Source organism: Kluyvera sp. CRP, from assembly GCF_019930565.1.
Classification (GTDB): Bacteria; Pseudomonadota; Gammaproteobacteria; order Enterobacterales; family Enterobacteriaceae; genus Kluyvera; species Kluyvera georgiana_A.
Genome location: NZ_CP082841.1, coordinates 2,641,491 through 2,657,145 on the forward strand (window position 1 = coordinate 2,641,491; position 15,655 = coordinate 2,657,145).

Annotated in this window: 12 protein-coding genes and 1 pseudogene; 9 read left to right on the top strand and 4 right to left on the bottom strand. The window is 55.6% G+C overall.

Going from position 1 to position 15,655, the window contains the following annotated elements; genetic code table 11:
• Positions 1 to 11: 11 nt before the first annotated feature.
• Together kdpA and kdpF are read right to left on the bottom strand one after the other, a co-directional pair.
• Positions 12 to 1,691, bottom strand: a complete 1,680-nt coding sequence (gene kdpA / locus K7B04_RS12405) for a potassium-transporting ATPase subunit KdpA (RefSeq protein ID WP_223802179.1) — start codon at positions 1,689 to 1,691, stop codon at positions 12 to 14.
• Positions 1,691 to 1,780: a K(+)-transporting ATPase subunit F gene (kdpF, locus tag K7B04_RS12410; protein ID WP_077625464.1), complete on the bottom strand. Its 90-nt coding sequence runs from the start codon at positions 1,778 to 1,780 to the stop codon at positions 1,691 to 1,693. Before kdpF ends, kdpA begins: the two co-directional genes overlap by 1 nt.
• A 305-nt stretch (positions 1,781 to 2,085) precedes the next feature.
• On the opposite strand from kdpF, the gene K7B04_RS12415 reads away from it, so the two are divergent.
• Both K7B04_RS12415 and phrB read left to right on the top strand, forming a co-directional pair.
• A complete protein-coding gene (locus K7B04_RS12415) occupies positions 2,086 to 2,292 on the top strand; it encodes a YbfA family protein (RefSeq protein WP_163449173.1) in 207 nt (68 codons plus the stop codon).
• 141 nt (positions 2,293 to 2,433) lie between these two features.
• A complete protein-coding gene (gene phrB, locus K7B04_RS12420) occupies positions 2,434 to 3,855 on the top strand; it encodes a deoxyribodipyrimidine photo-lyase (protein ID WP_223802180.1) in 1,422 nt (473 codons plus the stop codon).
• Between the two features lie 24 nt (positions 3,856 to 3,879).
• Here phrB and dtpD read toward each other — a convergent pair whose 3' ends face one another.
• Positions 3,880 to 5,361 carry a dipeptide permease DtpD gene (gene dtpD / locus K7B04_RS12425; RefSeq protein WP_223802181.1) on the bottom strand — a complete coding sequence of 494 codons (1,482 nt, stop codon included), beginning with the start codon at positions 5,359 to 5,361 and terminating at the stop codon, positions 3,880 to 3,882.
• Between the two features lie 281 nt (positions 5,362 to 5,642).
• Here dtpD and K7B04_RS12430 point away from each other — a divergent pair, with 281 nt between their 5' ends.
• Positions 5,643 to 6,386, top strand: coding sequence for a type 2 GTP cyclohydrolase I (locus K7B04_RS12430; protein WP_163449176.1), 744 nt, complete (start codon positions 5,643 to 5,645; stop codon positions 6,384 to 6,386).
• A gap of 105 nt (positions 6,387 to 6,491) precedes the next feature.
• Positions 6,492 to 7,282 (top strand): annotated as a pseudogene (gene nei / locus K7B04_RS12435) (endonuclease VIII).
• Positions 7,283 to 7,409: 127 nt separating this feature from the next.
• Here nei and gltA read toward each other — a convergent pair.
• Positions 7,410 to 8,693: a citrate synthase gene (gltA, locus tag K7B04_RS12440; RefSeq protein WP_064548326.1), complete on the bottom strand. Its 1,284-nt coding sequence runs from the start codon at positions 8,691 to 8,693 to the stop codon at positions 7,410 to 7,412.
• 637 nt (positions 8,694 to 9,330) lie between these two features.
• Here gltA and sdhC point away from each other — a divergent pair.
• The 5 genes from sdhC to sucA all read left to right on the top strand — a co-directional run bounded on the left by sdhC (position 9,331) and on the right by sucA (position 15,646).
• Entirely contained in the window at positions 9,331 to 9,735 is a 405-nt protein-coding gene (gene sdhC, locus K7B04_RS12445; protein WP_035892718.1) for a succinate dehydrogenase cytochrome b556 subunit, read from the top strand.
• Positions 9,729 to 10,076 (top strand): succinate dehydrogenase membrane anchor subunit, encoded by a 348-nt coding sequence (gene sdhD / locus K7B04_RS12450; protein ID WP_064548328.1) that lies wholly within the window; start codon positions 9,729 to 9,731, stop codon positions 10,074 to 10,076. The genes sdhC and sdhD overlap by 7 nt, the downstream gene beginning before the upstream one ends.
• Positions 10,076 to 11,842, top strand: coding sequence for a succinate dehydrogenase flavoprotein subunit (gene sdhA, locus K7B04_RS12455; protein ID WP_064548330.1), 1,767 nt, complete (start codon positions 10,076 to 10,078; stop codon positions 11,840 to 11,842). The genes sdhD and sdhA overlap by 1 nt, the downstream gene beginning before the upstream one ends.
• A 15-nt stretch (positions 11,843 to 11,857) precedes the next feature.
• Complete coding sequence (gene sdhB, locus K7B04_RS12460) at positions 11,858 to 12,574, top strand: succinate dehydrogenase iron-sulfur subunit SdhB (RefSeq protein WP_064548333.1); 717 nt, start codon at positions 11,858 to 11,860, stop codon at positions 12,572 to 12,574.
• A gap of 270 nt (positions 12,575 to 12,844) precedes the next feature.
• Positions 12,845 to 15,646 carry a 2-oxoglutarate dehydrogenase E1 component gene (sucA, locus tag K7B04_RS12465; protein ID WP_065355538.1) on the top strand — a complete coding sequence of 934 codons (2,802 nt, stop codon included), beginning with the start codon at positions 12,845 to 12,847 and terminating at the stop codon, positions 15,644 to 15,646.
• Positions 15,647 to 15,655 lie beyond the last annotated feature (9 nt).

Below are 15,655 nucleotides of genomic sequence, written 5' to 3' on the forward strand. Positions count from 1 at the left end.
CTCCGCATCACTCAAAACAGGGAAAGATGTTCCGCCACCGGGCCAATCGCCAGGGCGGGAATAAAGGTCAGGGCGCCAACCAGCAACACGGTGCCAATCAGCAGGCCAATAAACAGTGCATCGTGGGTGGCAAGCGTCCCCGGCGTCGCGGGCTGGATCTTTTTACTCACCAGTGAACCGGCAATCGCCATCACCGGGATGATGACGCCGAAGCGGCCAACGAACATGCACACCGCCAGCAGGCAGTTCCAGAACGGCGTATTGGCGCTCAGGCCGGCGAAGGCGCTACCGTTGTTGTTGGCGGCGGAAGATACGGCATAGAGCACTTCGCTAAAACCGTGCGAGCCGGGGTTGGCCATTGCGCTACGGCCTGCGTCGGTCATCATCGCCAGCGCGGTACCCAGCAATACCAGCGTTGGGGTCACCAGAATCGCCAGCGCGGTCATTTTCATCTCCGGCACGTCGATTTTTTTGCCGAGATACTCCGGTGTGCGGCCAATCATCAGCCCGGCGATAAAGACCGCCAGCAGCACGAACAGCAGCATGCCGTAGAGGCCCGATCCGACGCCGCCGAAGACCACTTCGCCAATCTGCATCAGCCAAAGCGGGATCATGCCGCCCAGCGCGGTAAAGGAGTCATGCATGGCGTTCACCGCCCCGCAGGAGGCCGCCGTGGTCACCACCGCGTACAGGCTGCTGGCGAGGATGCCGAAGCGGCTCTCTTTCCCTTCCATGTTGATGCTGCTGTCTGCGCCAAAGGCCAGCAGATGCGGGTTACCGCGGGTTTCCGCCCACATCACCACCGCCACGCAGACCACGAAGATGATCGTCATGGCCCACAAAATTGCCCGGCCCTGACGGTTATCGCTCACCGCCTCGCCGAAGGCGAAGCACAGCGCCGCCGGGATCAGGAAGATCGCCAACATCTGCACGAAGTTGGTCAACGCCGTGGGGTTCTCAAACGGATGTGAGGAGTTAGCGTTAAAGAAACCGCCGCCGTTGGTGCCCAGCATTTTGATCGCTTCCTGCGAAGCGACTGGCCCCATTGGCAGGAGCTGATGCGCGCCTTCCAGCGTGGTAAATGGCTGATAGGGTAGGAGATTCTGCAAGGCGCCTTGCTGAATAAAGAACAGGGCCAGTAGCAGCGAAATCGGCAGCAGCAGCCACAGGGTAATGCGGGTGATATCAACCCACGCATTGCCCAGTGTGCTGACGTTGTGACGAGCAAAAGCGCGCACCAGCGCAAACAGCACGGCAATACCGGTGGCCGCGGAAAGGAAGTTCTGCACCGTCAGCCCAGCCATCTGGCTAAAGTAGCTCAGGGTTGTTTCGCCGCTGTAGGACTGCCAGTTGGTATTACTGACAAAGCTGACGGCGGTATTGAGCGCCAGATGCCAGGAGAGTCCCGGTAATTGCTGCGGGTTCAGCGGCAGATAGCCTTGCAGCATCAGCATCGCGAACAGGACGGCCAGGCCGCACAGGTTGAGCAGCAAAATAGCGATAGCATAACGTCTCCAGCTCATCTCCTGGCCGGAAATCCCGAGTACGCGCCACAGCCCGTTTTCCACGCGCGCCAGACCCGGCAGCGGCACGTTGCCGATCATTGTCGCCAGCATTTTGCCGAGCGGACGGGCGAGAATAAACAACACCAGCAGGAAGCTGGCAATGAGTAAAAATCCCTGAGCAGCCATCACAGCGCCTCCGCCTTCAAAAGGGCATAAACCAGATACGCCAGTAACAGGAACACCAGCACCACGCCAGCTATTACACCTGTAGTCACAATCCACCTCCGGATGGTTGAGTTATGCCGGTAAGCGTAGGATTTTGGGTGCAAAGATTTCGCAAAAATCAGCGGGCGGGGTGTAAAAAAAGTATAAAAATGGACAAGACCACAATTTAACTAATGGTTAGTATTAATTTAACAATCGTGTAACTGAATTACGTTTTGAATGTAAATAAAGACAAAACGGCCTTAAATTAGTGGTCGGATGAGTAGTAAAATTACACAAAAAGCGGTACTCTTTTAGTCAGATTACTGAGCTTCATTTTCCGGCGTGCGTTGCCGGCCAACTTAGGGGAGAGAATATGGAACTGTATAAAAAATATCCTGCACACGTCATATTAATGCGCCGTACTTTCGCCGTGGTGGCGGGGATAGTCGCGCTGCCGGTGATGCTGTTCTGGAAAGACCGCGCCCGTTTTTATAGCTATCTGCACCGCGTCTGGTCGAAAACCAGTGAGAAACCGGTATGGATGGAACAAGCTGAAGAGGCTGCCTGCGACTTTTATTAATGTTGCGGCGTAAAAGAACGAGACAAACCGCTCCTGCTGTACGGGGGCGGTTTTTTTTCGCCTTGTGTTGCCGGGCCAGCCGCGTATGGTGAAATAATTGGTGTAATATGAATGTATTAGTTAAATATATTCAGGGTTTTTATGTCCACTCATCTGGTCTGGTTCCGCGCCGATTTACGCCTGCATGACAACCTCGCCCTTGCCGCTGCCTGCCGCGATCCGCGTGCGCAGGTGCTGGCGTTGTTTATCGCCACACCTCAGCAGTGGGCTGCGCATGACATGGCTCCCCGTCAGGCGGCCTATATTGCCGCGCAGTTGAACGCGCTCCGCCAGGCGCTGGCGGAGAAAAATATCCCGCTGGTGTTTCATGAAGTGGCCGATTTTGCGGCCAGCGTCGAGGTGGTGCACGACGTTTGCCAGACTCATGGCGTAACGCATCTTTTTTACAACTATCAGTATGAAATTAACGAGCGCCAGCGTGACGCCGCCGTAGAACGCCGGCTTACCAACACGGTTTGCCAGGGATTTGATGACAGCGTGATCCTGGCGCCCGGCGCGGTCATGACCGGTAGCCAGGAAATGTATAAAGTGTTTACGCCGTATAAAAATGCCTGGCTGCGCCGCCTGCAGGCGCATATGCCGGAGTGCGTCCGCGCGCCGGAGCGACGCGATGCGCCCACGGTAACGGCAGGGGAAACGCTCAACTTTACCTATCCTCAGCAGCCGTTCGACGCGATGCTGTTTCCCGCCGATGAAAAGGCGGCCATTGCGCAGTTGCGCCATTTTTGCCAGCAGCAGGCGGCAGAGTACGAGACCCAACGCGATTTCCCGGCTATTGAGGGAACCAGCCGTTTGTCGGCCTGCCTCGCCGTCGGCGTGCTTTCGCCGCGCCAGTGTCTGCATCGCCTGTTGGCAGAACAGCCGGAGGCGCTTAACGGCGGCGCGGGGAGCGTCTGGCTGAATGAGCTTATCTGGCGCGAGTTTTACCGCCATCTGCTGACCTATTATCCTGCCTTATGCAAACATCGGCCGTTTATCGCGTGGACCGATCGCGTGCGCTGGAACCCGGCGCAGAAAGCGCTGATTGCCTGGCAGAAAGGCGAGACCGGCTACCCGATTGTCGATGCGGCGATGCGCCAGCTTAATGAAACCGGGTGGATGCATAATCGCCTGAGAATGATCGTCGCCAGTTTCCTGGTGAAAGATCTACTGATCGATTGGCGAGAGGGTGAGCGTTATTTTATGTCGCAGCTGGTGGATGGCTGTCTGGCCGCTAACAATGGCGGTTGGCAGTGGGCTGCGTCAACCGGTACGGACGCCGCGCCTTATTTTCGCATCTTCAATCCGACGACCCAGGGCGAGCGCTTTGATAAAAGCGGTGAATTTATTCGCCGCTGGCTGCCGGAACTGGCGGCGGTACCCGAGAAGACAATTCATCAACCATGGGTATGGGCCGATAAACAGGGGAGAACGCTGGCGTATCCGCGACCGATAGTCGATCACGCGCAGGCCAGGGTGGCGACGTTGGCCGCTTATGAAGCAGCGAAAAAGAGCGAGGCCTGAACATTCAGGCCTCGTCAGAGCAGGTTAGACGTCAACCGCGAGGCGACGGCTACGCACTTTCACCGTGTGATATAACCAGATAACCAGCACCACGCCGACACAGGCCAGCGCGCCCCAGGTGATTTGGCTGAATACGTCGATATAAGCGTTAATCGAGTAGTCTGCCGCGCCCGCAGAATCGAACGATGCCTGCGAGGTCTGGTCGGCAATAATACCCGCCACATAGTTGGCTACCGCACCGGAAAGCAGCATGTAAATGCCGGTCAGTACGCCGGTCACGCCTGGGATCTGGATGCGGGTGATTTGCGACATGGCGACCGGGTCGATAAACAGTTCAGCGAAGCCCATCACCGACAGCCCCAGCAGCATCAGCGGCATGGAGGAGTGGCCATAGGTGGCAGACCAGCGGGCGCTCAGGGTCAGAATACAGAACCCCGCGCTCATCAGGCCCAGACCCAGCGCGTATTTGCCCCAGATGCGCAGATCGCGGTTATTGGTGACCTGTTCTTTAATCAGCCACGCCAGCACCACGCCGCACAGCATGACCGCAAAGGCGTTGACCGACTGGAACATGGCGGTAGGCACTTCATAGCCGAGTACATCACGGTTTACGAAGCGGTCGATATACAGGCTGATTGAACTGCCGCCCTGCTGAGCAAAGGCCCAGAACAGCAGGCTGAAGAAGGTCAGTACCACGATCAGACGCAGGTCTTTACGCTGCTCGGCGGTTTCGGCGCGGCGGTAAATTTTCGCCAGAACCGCAAGGCCAATCACCGATGCGGCGATCAGCGCATACACCGACCACTCCTGCCAGAACAGCACGGTGATGAACAGCGGCGCAACCACCAGCAGCACCAGCAGCCAGCCCCAGTTCGGCAGCAGGAAGTTGCGGGCGCACAGCACCTCTTTGTTTACCCCACGCGTGTGGGCAAAATGGCGGCGACCGCTAATGAAAATGACCAGCCCGGCCAGCATGCCGACGGCTGCCAGCGTAAAGCCCATTGCCCAGCTATACTGCTCTTGCGCGAAGCCGCAGGCGATTGGCGCAATAATAGAGCCGACGTTGCCCGCCGCGTACATCAGCGAGAAGCCGCCGTCACGACGCGGATCGGTGGGTTCGTACAGTTCGCCCAGCAGGCAGCTGACGTTGGACTTAAATAGCCCATAGCCGCAGACGATAATCGCCAGCGACAGGTACAAGAACATCGGCGCGATTTCGCTGGCGCCAAGCACCATATGGCCGACGACCATCAACAGTGCGCCGAGCATGACCGCCACGCGGTTGCCGAGCACTTTATCCGCCAGATAGCCGCCAAGGATGGGCGTAACGTACACCAGCGAACAATAGGCGCTGAATAATTCGTACGCGTGGGTATCGTTGTATTTCAACTGGTTGGTGAGATACAGGATCAGCAGCGCACGCATGCCATAGAAACTGAAGTATTCCCAGATTTGCAGAGCGACGACGTAGTAAATCGCCTTAGGCTGCGATTGTGATTTATTCATTGCACATTTAACCTCGAAACCCGGCAACGGCATGCTGCGTAAGGCTTTGTTTCATTTATGTAATAATACGTAGAAAAGCGTATTATCTTTGTAATATGCGGTATGGTTGCATAAATATACATGAAGTCCATCACATAAAAACAGACATATCGTGTTATTTACGCATTTTTTGCGCGTAGTTAAGCGGTGTCCTGACAGAGGTAAGGAATTGTGTATCGACGTAGCCGCGCGAGGGCGCTATTTTATTCTGCTTAACAGCATCAATGGCTAAGGGAGCGACGATGAAAAATACCGAGCTAGAACAACTGATTAACGAGAAACTCAATAGCGCCGCCTTTAGCGATTACGCGCCTAACGGCCTGCAGGTTGAGGGGCGTGAAACGGTGCAAAAAATTATTACTGGCGTCACCGCCAGTCAGGCGCTGATTGATGAAGCCATTCGCCAGCAGGCCGATGCGGTGATTGTCCATCACGGCTATTTCTGGAAAGGGGAGTCGCCGGTCGTGCGCGGCATGAAGCGCAATCGCCTGAAGGCGCTGCTGACAAATGATATCAATCTTTACGGTTGGCACCTGCCGCTGGATGCGCATCCGGAGCTGGGTAACAACGTTCAGCTGGCGCAACTGCTGGGGATTAACGTCCAGGGGGAGATCGAATCGCTGGTGCCGTGGGGAGAGCTGTCGATGCCGGTGTCCGGTCTGGAACTGGCCTCATGGATCGAAGCGCGTCTGGGGCGTAAACCGCTGTGGAGCGGCGATACCGGGCCGGATAAAGTTTCACGCGTGGCCTGGTGTACCGGCGGTGGTCAGGGCTTTATCGATAGCGCCGCGCGCTTTGGCGTCGACGCGTTTATTACTGGCGAAGTGTCGGAACAAACCATCCATTCAGCGCGTGAACAGGGGCTGCACTTCTATGCTGCAGGCCACCATGCCACCGAACGCGGCGGGATCCGTGCGCTGAGCGAATGGCTCAATGAAACCACCGATCTGGATGTTTCATTTGTGGATATCCCGAACCCGGCTTGAGGTCGTGAGCGCGTTACGCCTCCTGAGATATTGAAATAGCCGCTTGCGTCGACGCGGCGGGGCGAACACGATATCAGCGTGTTGCTTTAGTAGAAGGAAATGGTCATGCCTGAAGGCCCAGAGATCCGTCGTGCGGCGGATAGCCTGGAAGCGGCAATAAAAGATAAAACGTTAACCGAGGTGTGGTTTGCGTTTCCCGAACTTGCGCCCTATCAGCGGAGCTGGTGGGGCAGCATGTGACGCGGGTGGAAACGCGGGGTAAGGCGCTGCTGACACATTTTTCAGGCGGTCTGACGCTCTACAGCCATAATCAGCTGTACGGCGTATGGCGGGTGGTGAAGGCTGGCGAAATACCCAAGACCACGCGAGTGCTGCGCGTGAAACTACAAACGGATGATAAAGCCATCCTGCTGTATAGCGCTTCCGATATTGAGATGCTGACGGCGGAAACGTTGAAAACGCATCCGTTTTTGCTGCGCGTCGGGCCAGACGTGCTGGATATGACGCTGACGCCGCAGGCGGTAAAAGCGCGGCTGCTGTCGGCGCCGTTTCGCAACCGTCAGTTTTCAGGGCTGCTATTGGATCAGGCGTTTCTTGCCGGGCTGGGCAACTATCTGCGAGTTGAAATTCTCTGGCAGGTGGGGCTAACGGGTCACCACAAGGCGTCGCAGCTGACTGAACCGCAGCTTGACGCGCTGGCGCAGGCGCTGTTGGATATCCCCCGGCTCTCCTACAACACCCGCGGCAAAGTGGATGATAACAAGCATCACGGCGCGTTGTTTCGCTTTAAGGTTTTTCATCGCGACGGTGAAGCCTGTGAGCGCTGCGGCGGGATCATTGAGAAGACCATGTTGTCGTCAAGGCCGTTTTATTGGTGCCCGGGGTGTCAGCGTTAAGTAGGCCGGATAAGGCGTAGCCGCCATCAGGCAATGTGCGCCGATATTGCCTGATGGCGCTTTGCTTATCAGGCCTACGGGAATAAAAAAAGCGCCCGCAGGCGCTTTTTTTTGTGCAGACCGTCGCTTACTTCTTGAGGTCTGATTTGAAGTCACGCTGCTCGTAGCCGGTGTACAGCTGACGCGGACGCGCGATTTTCATGCCGTCGGTGTGCATTTCGTTCCAGTGAGCAATCCAGCCGATAGTACGCGCCATTGCGAAGATAACGGTGAACATGGAGGACGGAATGCCCATCGCTTTCAGGATGATACCGGAGTAGAAATCGACGTTCGGGTACAGTTTCTTCTCGATGAAGTACGGGTCGTTAAGCGCAATGTGCTCCAGCTCCATCGCCACTTCCAGCAGATCATCTTTGGTACCCAGCTCTTTCAGCACTTCGTGGCAGGTTTCGCGCATGACGGTCGCACGTGGATCGTAGTTTTTGTACACGCGGTGGCCGAAGCCCATCAGGCGGAAAGAGTCATTCTTGTCTTTCGCGCGACGCACGAATTCAGGAATGTGCTCAACGGAGCTGATCTCTTCCAGCATTTTCAGCGCGGCTTCGTTGGCGCCGCCGTGTGCCGGCCCCCACAGGGAAGCAATACCGGCCGCGATACAAGCAAACGGGTTGGCCCCGCTGGAGCCTGCGGTACGCACGGTAGAGGTGGAAGCGTTCTGCTCGTGGTCAGCGTGCAGGATCAGAATACGGTCCATCGCACGTTCCAGCACCGGGTTAACTTCGTAATCTTCACACGGCGTGGCGAACATCATACGCAGGAAGTTACCGGCATAGGACAGGTCGTTACGCGGATAAATGAACGGCTGGCCAATCGAATATTTGTAACACATGGCCGCCATGGTCGGCATTTTAGACAGCAGACGGAAAGCGGCGATTTCACGATGACGCGGGTTATTCACGTCCAGAGAGTCGTGGTAGAACGCCGCCAGCGCGCCGGTAATCCCGCACATCACCGCCATCGGGTGAGAGTCGCGACGGAACGCGTGGAACAGACGGGTGATCTGCTCGTGAATCATGGTGTGGCGAGTGACGGTAGTGGTGAACTCGTCGAATTCGGCCTGGCTCGGTTTTTCGCCGTACAGCAGAATGTAGCAAACTTCGAGGTAATTAGATTCGGTGGCTAACTGATCGATCGGGAAGCCGCGATGCAGCAGGATCCCTTCGTCGCCATCAATAAAAGTAATCTTAGACTCGCAAGATGCGGTAGAGGTAAAACCAGGGTCAAAAGTAAAAATGCCTTTTGAACCGAGAGTACGGATATCAATAACATCCTGACCGAGCGTGCCTTTCAGCACATCAAGTTCAATAGCAGTATCACCGGATAGAGTGATTTTTGCCTTTGTATCAGCCATTTACGGTCTCCTTAGCGCCTTTTTGCTTAAGACTGCCGGATGCCGGATTTGCAATTCAAAAAATATTTCGACGGTGCCAGTTTGTTATTTGGCTCACGGCTCTGCTGTAGAGATGAAGCAAGGGTACAGAGCAAGGGCGCTTGACGGTGCACGTCTAATCTACAGTGAAACAACAGCAAATCAGGGTCTTAGCAATCCAATGATTCAAACCTGAACAAACACTAATAACGTTACAGCCAGGCCAGGTCAACCCAATCACACTGTTACATAACTTATTATCAGGTGAAAGAGTGCCCCCATAACTTTTGAGCATTATATGCTTTTACAGGTGATGGTTGTAACAATAATGTTTAATATTTGTCAAATCACGTGATTAATTTTTAAAAAATTGTTTTAATCGTGAGCGTGATCACTGTTCTGCATAAAACCAGACAAACTATATGTAGGTTAATTGTAATGATTTTGTGAACGGCCTATACTGCCGCCAGGTCTCCGGAACTCCCTGCAATCCCGAGCCACCCAGCGTTGTAACGTGTCGTTTTAGCATCTGGAAGCAGATTTAACCATGACGCGAAGTTATAGAAAGGACGCTGCTTGACCCGCCTGCAGACCGGAGGAAGGAAATAATAAGAACAGCATGTGGGCGTTATTCATGATAAGAAATGTGAAAAAACAAAGACCTGTCAATCTGGATTTGACAACAATCCGGTTCCCTATAACAGCGATAGCGTCCATTCTTCATCGCGTTTCCGGCGTGATTACGTTTGTGGCGGTGGGCATTCTGTTATGGCTGCTGGGCACCAGTCTCTCCTCCCCGGAAGGCTTCCTGACCGCTTCCTCCATCATGAGCAGTTTCTTCGTTAAATTCATTATGTGGGGCATCCTCACTGCGCTGGCCTACCACGCCGTTGTGGGTATCCGTCACGTGTTAATGGATTTCGGTTATATCGAAGAAACCCTCGAAGCCGGTCAGCGTTCAGCCAAAATCTCTTTCGTTATTACAGTCGTGCTTTCAATTCTTGCAGGAGTCCTCGTATGGTAAGCAACGCCTCAGCATTAGGACGCAACGGCGTACATGACTTCATCCTCGTCCGCGCCACCGCCATTGTCCTGACTCTGTACATCATCTACATGGTGGGCTTTTTTGCGACGCACGGTGAAGTGACCTGGGAAATCTGGAGCGGTTTCTTTGCCTCTGCGTTCACTAAAGTGTTCACCCTGCTGGCTCTGTTCTCAATCTTGATTCATGCCTGGATCGGCATGTGGCAGGTGTTGACCGACTACGTTAAACCGCTGGCCCTGCGCCTGACGCTGCAACTGGTGATTGTTGTGGCGCTGCTGGTTTACGTTATCTATGGATTTGTTGTGGTGTGGGGTGTGTGATGAAACTGCCAGTCAGAGAATTTGATGCTGTAGTGATTGGTGCCGGCGGCGCAGGTATGCGCGCGGCGCTGCAAATTTCCCAGAGCGGCCAGACTTGTGCGCTGCTGTCTAAAGTGTTCCCAACCCGTTCCCATACCGTATCCGCACAGGGGGGCATCACCGTGGCGCTCGGTAATACCCATGAAGATAACTGGGAATGGCACATGTACGACACCGTAAAAGGGTCGGACTATATTGGCGACCAGGACGCGATTGAATATATGTGTAAGACCGGCCCGGAAGCGATTCTGGAGCTGGATCATATGGGCCTGCCGTTCTCCCGTCTGGAGAATGGCACCATCTATCAACGTCCGTTTGGCGGCCAGTCGAAAAACTTCGGCGGCGAGCAGGCGGCACGTACCGCGGCGGCGGCTGACCGTACCGGTCACGCTCTGCTGCACACGCTGTATCAACAGAATTTGAAAAACCACACCACGATTTTCTCCGAGTGGTACGCGCTGGACCTGGTGAAAAACGCCGATGGCGCCATCGTCGGTTGTACCGCGCTGTGTATCGAAACCGGTGAAGTGGTGTACTTCAAAGCCCGCGCAACCGTGCTGGCGACCGGCGGCGCAGGCCGTATTTACCAGTCTACCACCAACGCCCACATCAATACCGGTGACGGCGTGGGTATGGCTATCCGCGCTGGCGTACCGGTGCAGGATATGGAAATGTGGCAGTTCCACCCGACCGGTATCGCCGGTGCGGGCGTGCTGGTCACCGAAGGCTGCCGTGGTGAAGGCGGTTACCTGCTGAACAAACACGGCGAGCGCTTCATGGAGCGTTATGCGCCGAACGCGAAAGACCTGGCGGGTCGTGACGTGGTGGCGCGTTCCATCATGATCGAAATCCGTGAAGGTCGCGGCTGTGACGGCCCGTGGGGCCCACACGCCAAGCTGAAGCTGGATCACCTGGGTAAAGAGGTGCTGGAATCTCGTCTGCCGGGCATTCTGGAACTGTCTCGTACCTTCGCGCACGTTGACCCGGTTAAAGAACCGATTCCGGTTATCCCAACCTGCCACTACATGATGGGCGGCATTCCGACCAAAGTGAGCGGCCAGGCGTTGACGGTGAACGAGCAGGGCGAAGACGTGGTCATTCCTGGCCTGTTCGCGGTCGGTGAAATCGCCTGCGTATCGGTACACGGTGCTAACCGTCTGGGCGGTAACTCGCTGCTGGATCTGGTGGTGTTTGGTCGCGCGGTGGGTCTGCATCTGCAGGAATCTATCGCGGAGCAGGGCGTACTGCGTGACGCTACCGAAGAAGAGATTGACGCTTCTCTGGAACGTCTGAACCGTTGGAACGGTAACCGTAACGGTGAAGACCCGGTCGAAATTCGCAAAGCGCTGCAGGAATGTATGCAGCATAACTTCTCGGTATTCCGTGAAGGTGATGCGATGGCCAAAGGCCTTGAGCAGTTGAAAGCCATCCGCGAGCGCCTGAAAAATGCCCGTCTGGATGATACCTCCAGCGAGTTCAATACCCAGCGCGTTGAGTGCCTGGAGTTGGATAACCTGATGGAAACGGCTTTCGCCACCGCGATGTCCGCCAACTTCCGTACCGAGAGCCGTGGCGCGCATAGCCGCTTCGACTTCCCGGAGCGTGATGATGAAAACTGGCTGTGCCATTCCCTGTATCTGCCAGAGTCGGAGTCTATGACGCGTCGTAGCGTCAATATGGAACCGAAACTGCGTCCGGCATTCCCGCCGAAGATTCGTACTTATTAATGCGGAGACAGGAAAATGAAACTCGAGTTTTCAGTTTATCGTTATAACCCGGACGTAGACGATGCTCCGCGCATGCAGGATTACACCCTGGAAGCGGAAGAAGGTCGCGACATGATGCTGCTGGATGCGTTAATCCAGCTGAAAGAAAAAGATCCGTCTCTGTCGTTCCGCCGCTCCTGCCGTGAAGGGGTATGCGGTTCTGACGGTCTGAACATGAACGGTAAAAATGGTCTGGCGTGCATCACGCCGATCTCCGCGCTGAATCAGCCGGGCAAGAAAATTGTTATCCGTCCTCTGCCAGGTCTGCCGGTGATCCGCGATTTGGTGGTAGACATGGGGCAATTCTACGCACAATATGAGAAGATTAAGCCTTACTTATTGAATAATGGGCAAAATCCTCCGGCTCGTGAGCATCTGCAGATGCCGGAGCAGCGTGAGAAACTCGACGGTCTGTACGAGTGTATTCTCTGCGCATGTTGTTCAACTTCTTGCCCGTCGTTCTGGTGGAATCCGGACAAGTTTATCGGCCCGGCAGGTCTGTTGGCGGCGTATCGTTTCCTGATTGACAGCCGCGATACCGAAACCGACAGCCGTCTGGAAGGTTTAAGTGACGCTTTCAGCGTATTCCGCTGCCATAGCATCATGAACTGCGTCAGTGTATGTCCTAAGGGGCTGAACCCGACGCGCGCCATCGGCCATATTAAGTCGATGCTGCTGCAACGTAGTGCGTAAGTAGTAGAGGGGAGCGCTGTTCCCCTCACCCTGACCCTCTCCCACAGGGAGAGGGGATAAAATGCAGGAAACCTTTAAAAACTGCCACATGCACTTCCTCTGAGAGAGGGGAAGGGTGAGAGTAAAAAACTCTTAAGACAGTTTCTAAAGGTTCCTTCGCGGGCCAGTGCAGATACAAGAGCTCGCAAGTGAACCCTGGGACGTGTGCTTTACCGGCGTACGTCGTAGTTATCCACGGCGAAATAAGCATAAAATGCTTAAGGGATCACGATGCAGAACGGCGCAATGAAAGCCTGGCTGGACTCTTCTTACCTCTCTGGTGCTAACCAGAGCTGGATAGAACAGCTCTATGAAGACTTCTTAACCGATCCTGACTCTGTCGACGCTCACTGGCGTTCAATGTTCCAGCAGTTACCTGGTACCGGAGTCAAACCGGATCAATTTCATTCCAAAACGCGTGATTATTTCCGTCGTCTGGCGAAGGATGCCTCACGTTACTCCTCTTCGATTTCCGACCCTGACACGAATGCGAAGCAGGTTAAAGTCCTGCAGCTTATCAACGCTTACCGCTTCCGTGGTCACCAGCATGCGAATCTCGATCCGCTGGGACTGTGGCAGCAGGATAGAGTCGCTGATTTAGATCCCGCTTTCCACGATCTGACTGAGGCCGACTTCCAGGAGAGCTTTAACGTAGGTTCTTTTGCTATCGGCAAAGAGACGATGAAGCTCGGCGATCTGATTGACGCGCTCAAGCAGACCTACTGCGGCCACATCGGCGCGGAATATATGCACATTACCAGCACCGAAGAAAAACGTTGGATTCAGCAGCGTTTTGAAGCGGGGCATGCCACCTTTACCGCGGAAGAGAAAAAGCGCTTCCTGAGCGAGTTGACCGCCGCGGAAGGTCTGGAACGCTACCTGGGCGCGAAGTTCCCGGGAGCCAAACGCTTCTCGCTGGAAGGCGGCGACGCGCTGGTGCCGATGCTCAAAGAGATGATCCGTCATGCGGGCAAGAGCGGCACGCGTGAAGTGGTGCTGGGTATGGCGCACCGTGGTCGTCTGAACGTGTTGATCAACGTACTGGGTAAACAGTCCCAGGAGCTGTTCGACGAATTCTCCGGCAAACATAAAGAACATCTCGGCACCGGTGACGTGAAGTACCACATGGGCTTCTCCTCCGACATCGAAACCGAAGGCGGCCTTGTGCACCTGGCGCTGGCGTTTAACCCGTCGCACCTTGAAATCGTTAGCCCGGTGGTGATGGGGTCCGTGCGTGCGCGTCTGGATCGCCTCGACGAGCCGAGCAGCAACATGGTTCTGCCAATCACCATTCACGGTGACGCAGCCGTCACCGGTCAGGGCGTGGTTCAGGAAACCCTGAACATGTCCAAAGCGCGTGGTTATGAAGTGGGCGGTACCGTTCGCATCGTTATCAACAACCAGGTGGGCTTCACCACCTCGAACCCGTTGGATGCACGTTCTACCCCGTACTGTACCGATATCGGTAAGATGGTGCAGGCGCCGATTTTCCACGTTAACGCGGATGACCCGGAAGCGGTCGCTTTCGTTACCCGTCTGGCGCTGGACTTCCGTAATACCTTCAAACGCGATGTGTTCATCGATCTGGTGTGCTACCGCCGTCACGGCCACAACGAAGCCGACGAGCCGAGCGCAACCCAGCCGCTGATGTACCAGAAAATCAAAAAGCATCCGACCCCGCGCAAAATCTATGCTGACAAGCTGGAAGCGGACAAAGTCGCGACGCTGGAAGATGCCACCGAGATGGTCAACCTGTATCGCGACGCGCTGGACGCGGGCGAATGCGTGGTGAAAGAGTGGCGTCCGATGAACCTGCACTCCTTTACCTGGTCGCCGTACCTCAACCATGAATGGGACGAAAGCTACCCGAACAAGGTTGACATGAAGCGTCTGCAGGAGTTGGCTAACCGTATCAGTACCGTGCCGGAAGGCGTGGAAATGCAGTCTCGTGTCGCGAAAATCTACGGCGACCGTCAGGCGATGGCGGCGGGCGAGAAGCTGTTTGACTGGGGCGGTGCGGAGAACCTGGCGTACGCCACGCTGGTTGATGAAGGCGTTCCGGTGCGTCTGTCCGGTGAAGATGCCGGTCGCGGTACCTTCTTCCACCGTCATGCGGTGATTCACAACCAGACTAACGGTTCCACCTATACCCCGCTGCAGCACGTACACAACGGCCAGGGCGACTTTAAAGTGTGGGACTCCGTGCTGTCTGAAGAAGCGGTACTGGCGTTCGAATATGGCTACGCTACGGCTGAGCCGCGCACGCTGACCATCTGGGAAGCGCAGTTCGGCGACTTCGCCAACGGTGCGCAGGTGGTGATTGACCAGTTCATCTCCTCCGGCGAGCAGAAATGGGGCCGTATGTGCGGTCTGGCGATGCTGCTGCCGCACGGTTATGAAGGCCAGGGGCCGGAGCACTCCTCCGCACGTCTGGAACGTTATCTGCAGCTTTGCGCTCAGCAGAACATGCAGGTTTGCGTGCCGTCTACCCCGGCTCAGGTGTATCACATGCTGCGTCGTCAGGCGCTGCGCGGGATGCGCCGTCCGCTGGTGGTGATGTCACCGAAGTCGCTGCTGCGTCACCCGCTGGCGGTCTCTTCGCTCGACGAACTGGCGAATGGCACCTTTATGCCGGCCATCGGCGAGATTGACGAACTGGATCCGAAAGCGGTGAAACGCGTGGTGCTGTGCTCTGGTAAGGTGTACTACGACCTGCTGGAACAGCGTCGCAAAAACGACCAGAAAGATGTCGCTATCGTGCGTATTGAACAGCTGTATCCGTTCCCGCACCAGGCGGTACAGGAAGCACTGAAACCATTTGCTCACGTGCATGATTTTGTCTGGTGCCAGGAAGAGCCGCTGAACCAGGGCGCCTGGTACTGCAGTCAGCATCATTTCCGTGAAGTAGTTCCATTTGGGGCCGCTCTGCGTTACGCAGGTCGCCCGGCCTCCGCCTCACCGGCGGTAGGGTATATGTCCGTTCACCAGAAGCAGCAACAAGATCTGGTCAATGACGCGCTGAACGTCGATTAATTAAGGATA

Coding starts and splice junctions, on each gene's coding strand:
- sucA (WP_065355538.1), top strand. CDS start 12,845: ATGCAGAACGGCGCAATGAAAGCCTGGCTGGACTCTTCTTACCTCTCT.
- sdhB (WP_064548333.1), top strand. CDS start 11,858: ATGAAACTCGAGTTTTCAGTTTATCGTTATAACCCGGACGTAGACGAT.
- sdhA (WP_064548330.1), top strand. CDS start 10,076: ATGAAACTGCCAGTCAGAGAATTTGATGCTGTAGTGATTGGTGCCGGC.
- phrB (WP_223802180.1), top strand. CDS start 2,434: ATGTCCACTCATCTGGTCTGGTTCCGCGCCGATTTACGCCTGCATGAC.
- K7B04_RS12415 (WP_163449173.1), top strand. CDS start 2,086: ATGGAACTGTATAAAAAATATCCTGCACACGTCATATTAATGCGCCGT.
- gltA (WP_064548326.1), bottom strand. CDS start 8,693: ATGGCTGATACAAAGGCAAAAATCACTCTATCCGGTGATACTGCTATT.
- sdhC (WP_035892718.1), top strand. CDS start 9,331: ATGTGGGCGTTATTCATGATAAGAAATGTGAAAAAACAAAGACCTGTC.
- dtpD (WP_223802181.1), bottom strand. CDS start 5,361: ATGAATAAATCACAATCGCAGCCTAAGGCGATTTACTACGTCGTCGCT.
- sdhD (WP_064548328.1), top strand. CDS start 9,729: ATGGTAAGCAACGCCTCAGCATTAGGACGCAACGGCGTACATGACTTC.
- kdpA (WP_223802179.1), bottom strand. CDS start 1,691: ATGGCTGCTCAGGGATTTTTACTCATTGCCAGCTTCCTGCTGGTGTTG.
- K7B04_RS12430 (WP_163449176.1), top strand. CDS start 5,643: ATGAAAAATACCGAGCTAGAACAACTGATTAACGAGAAACTCAATAGC.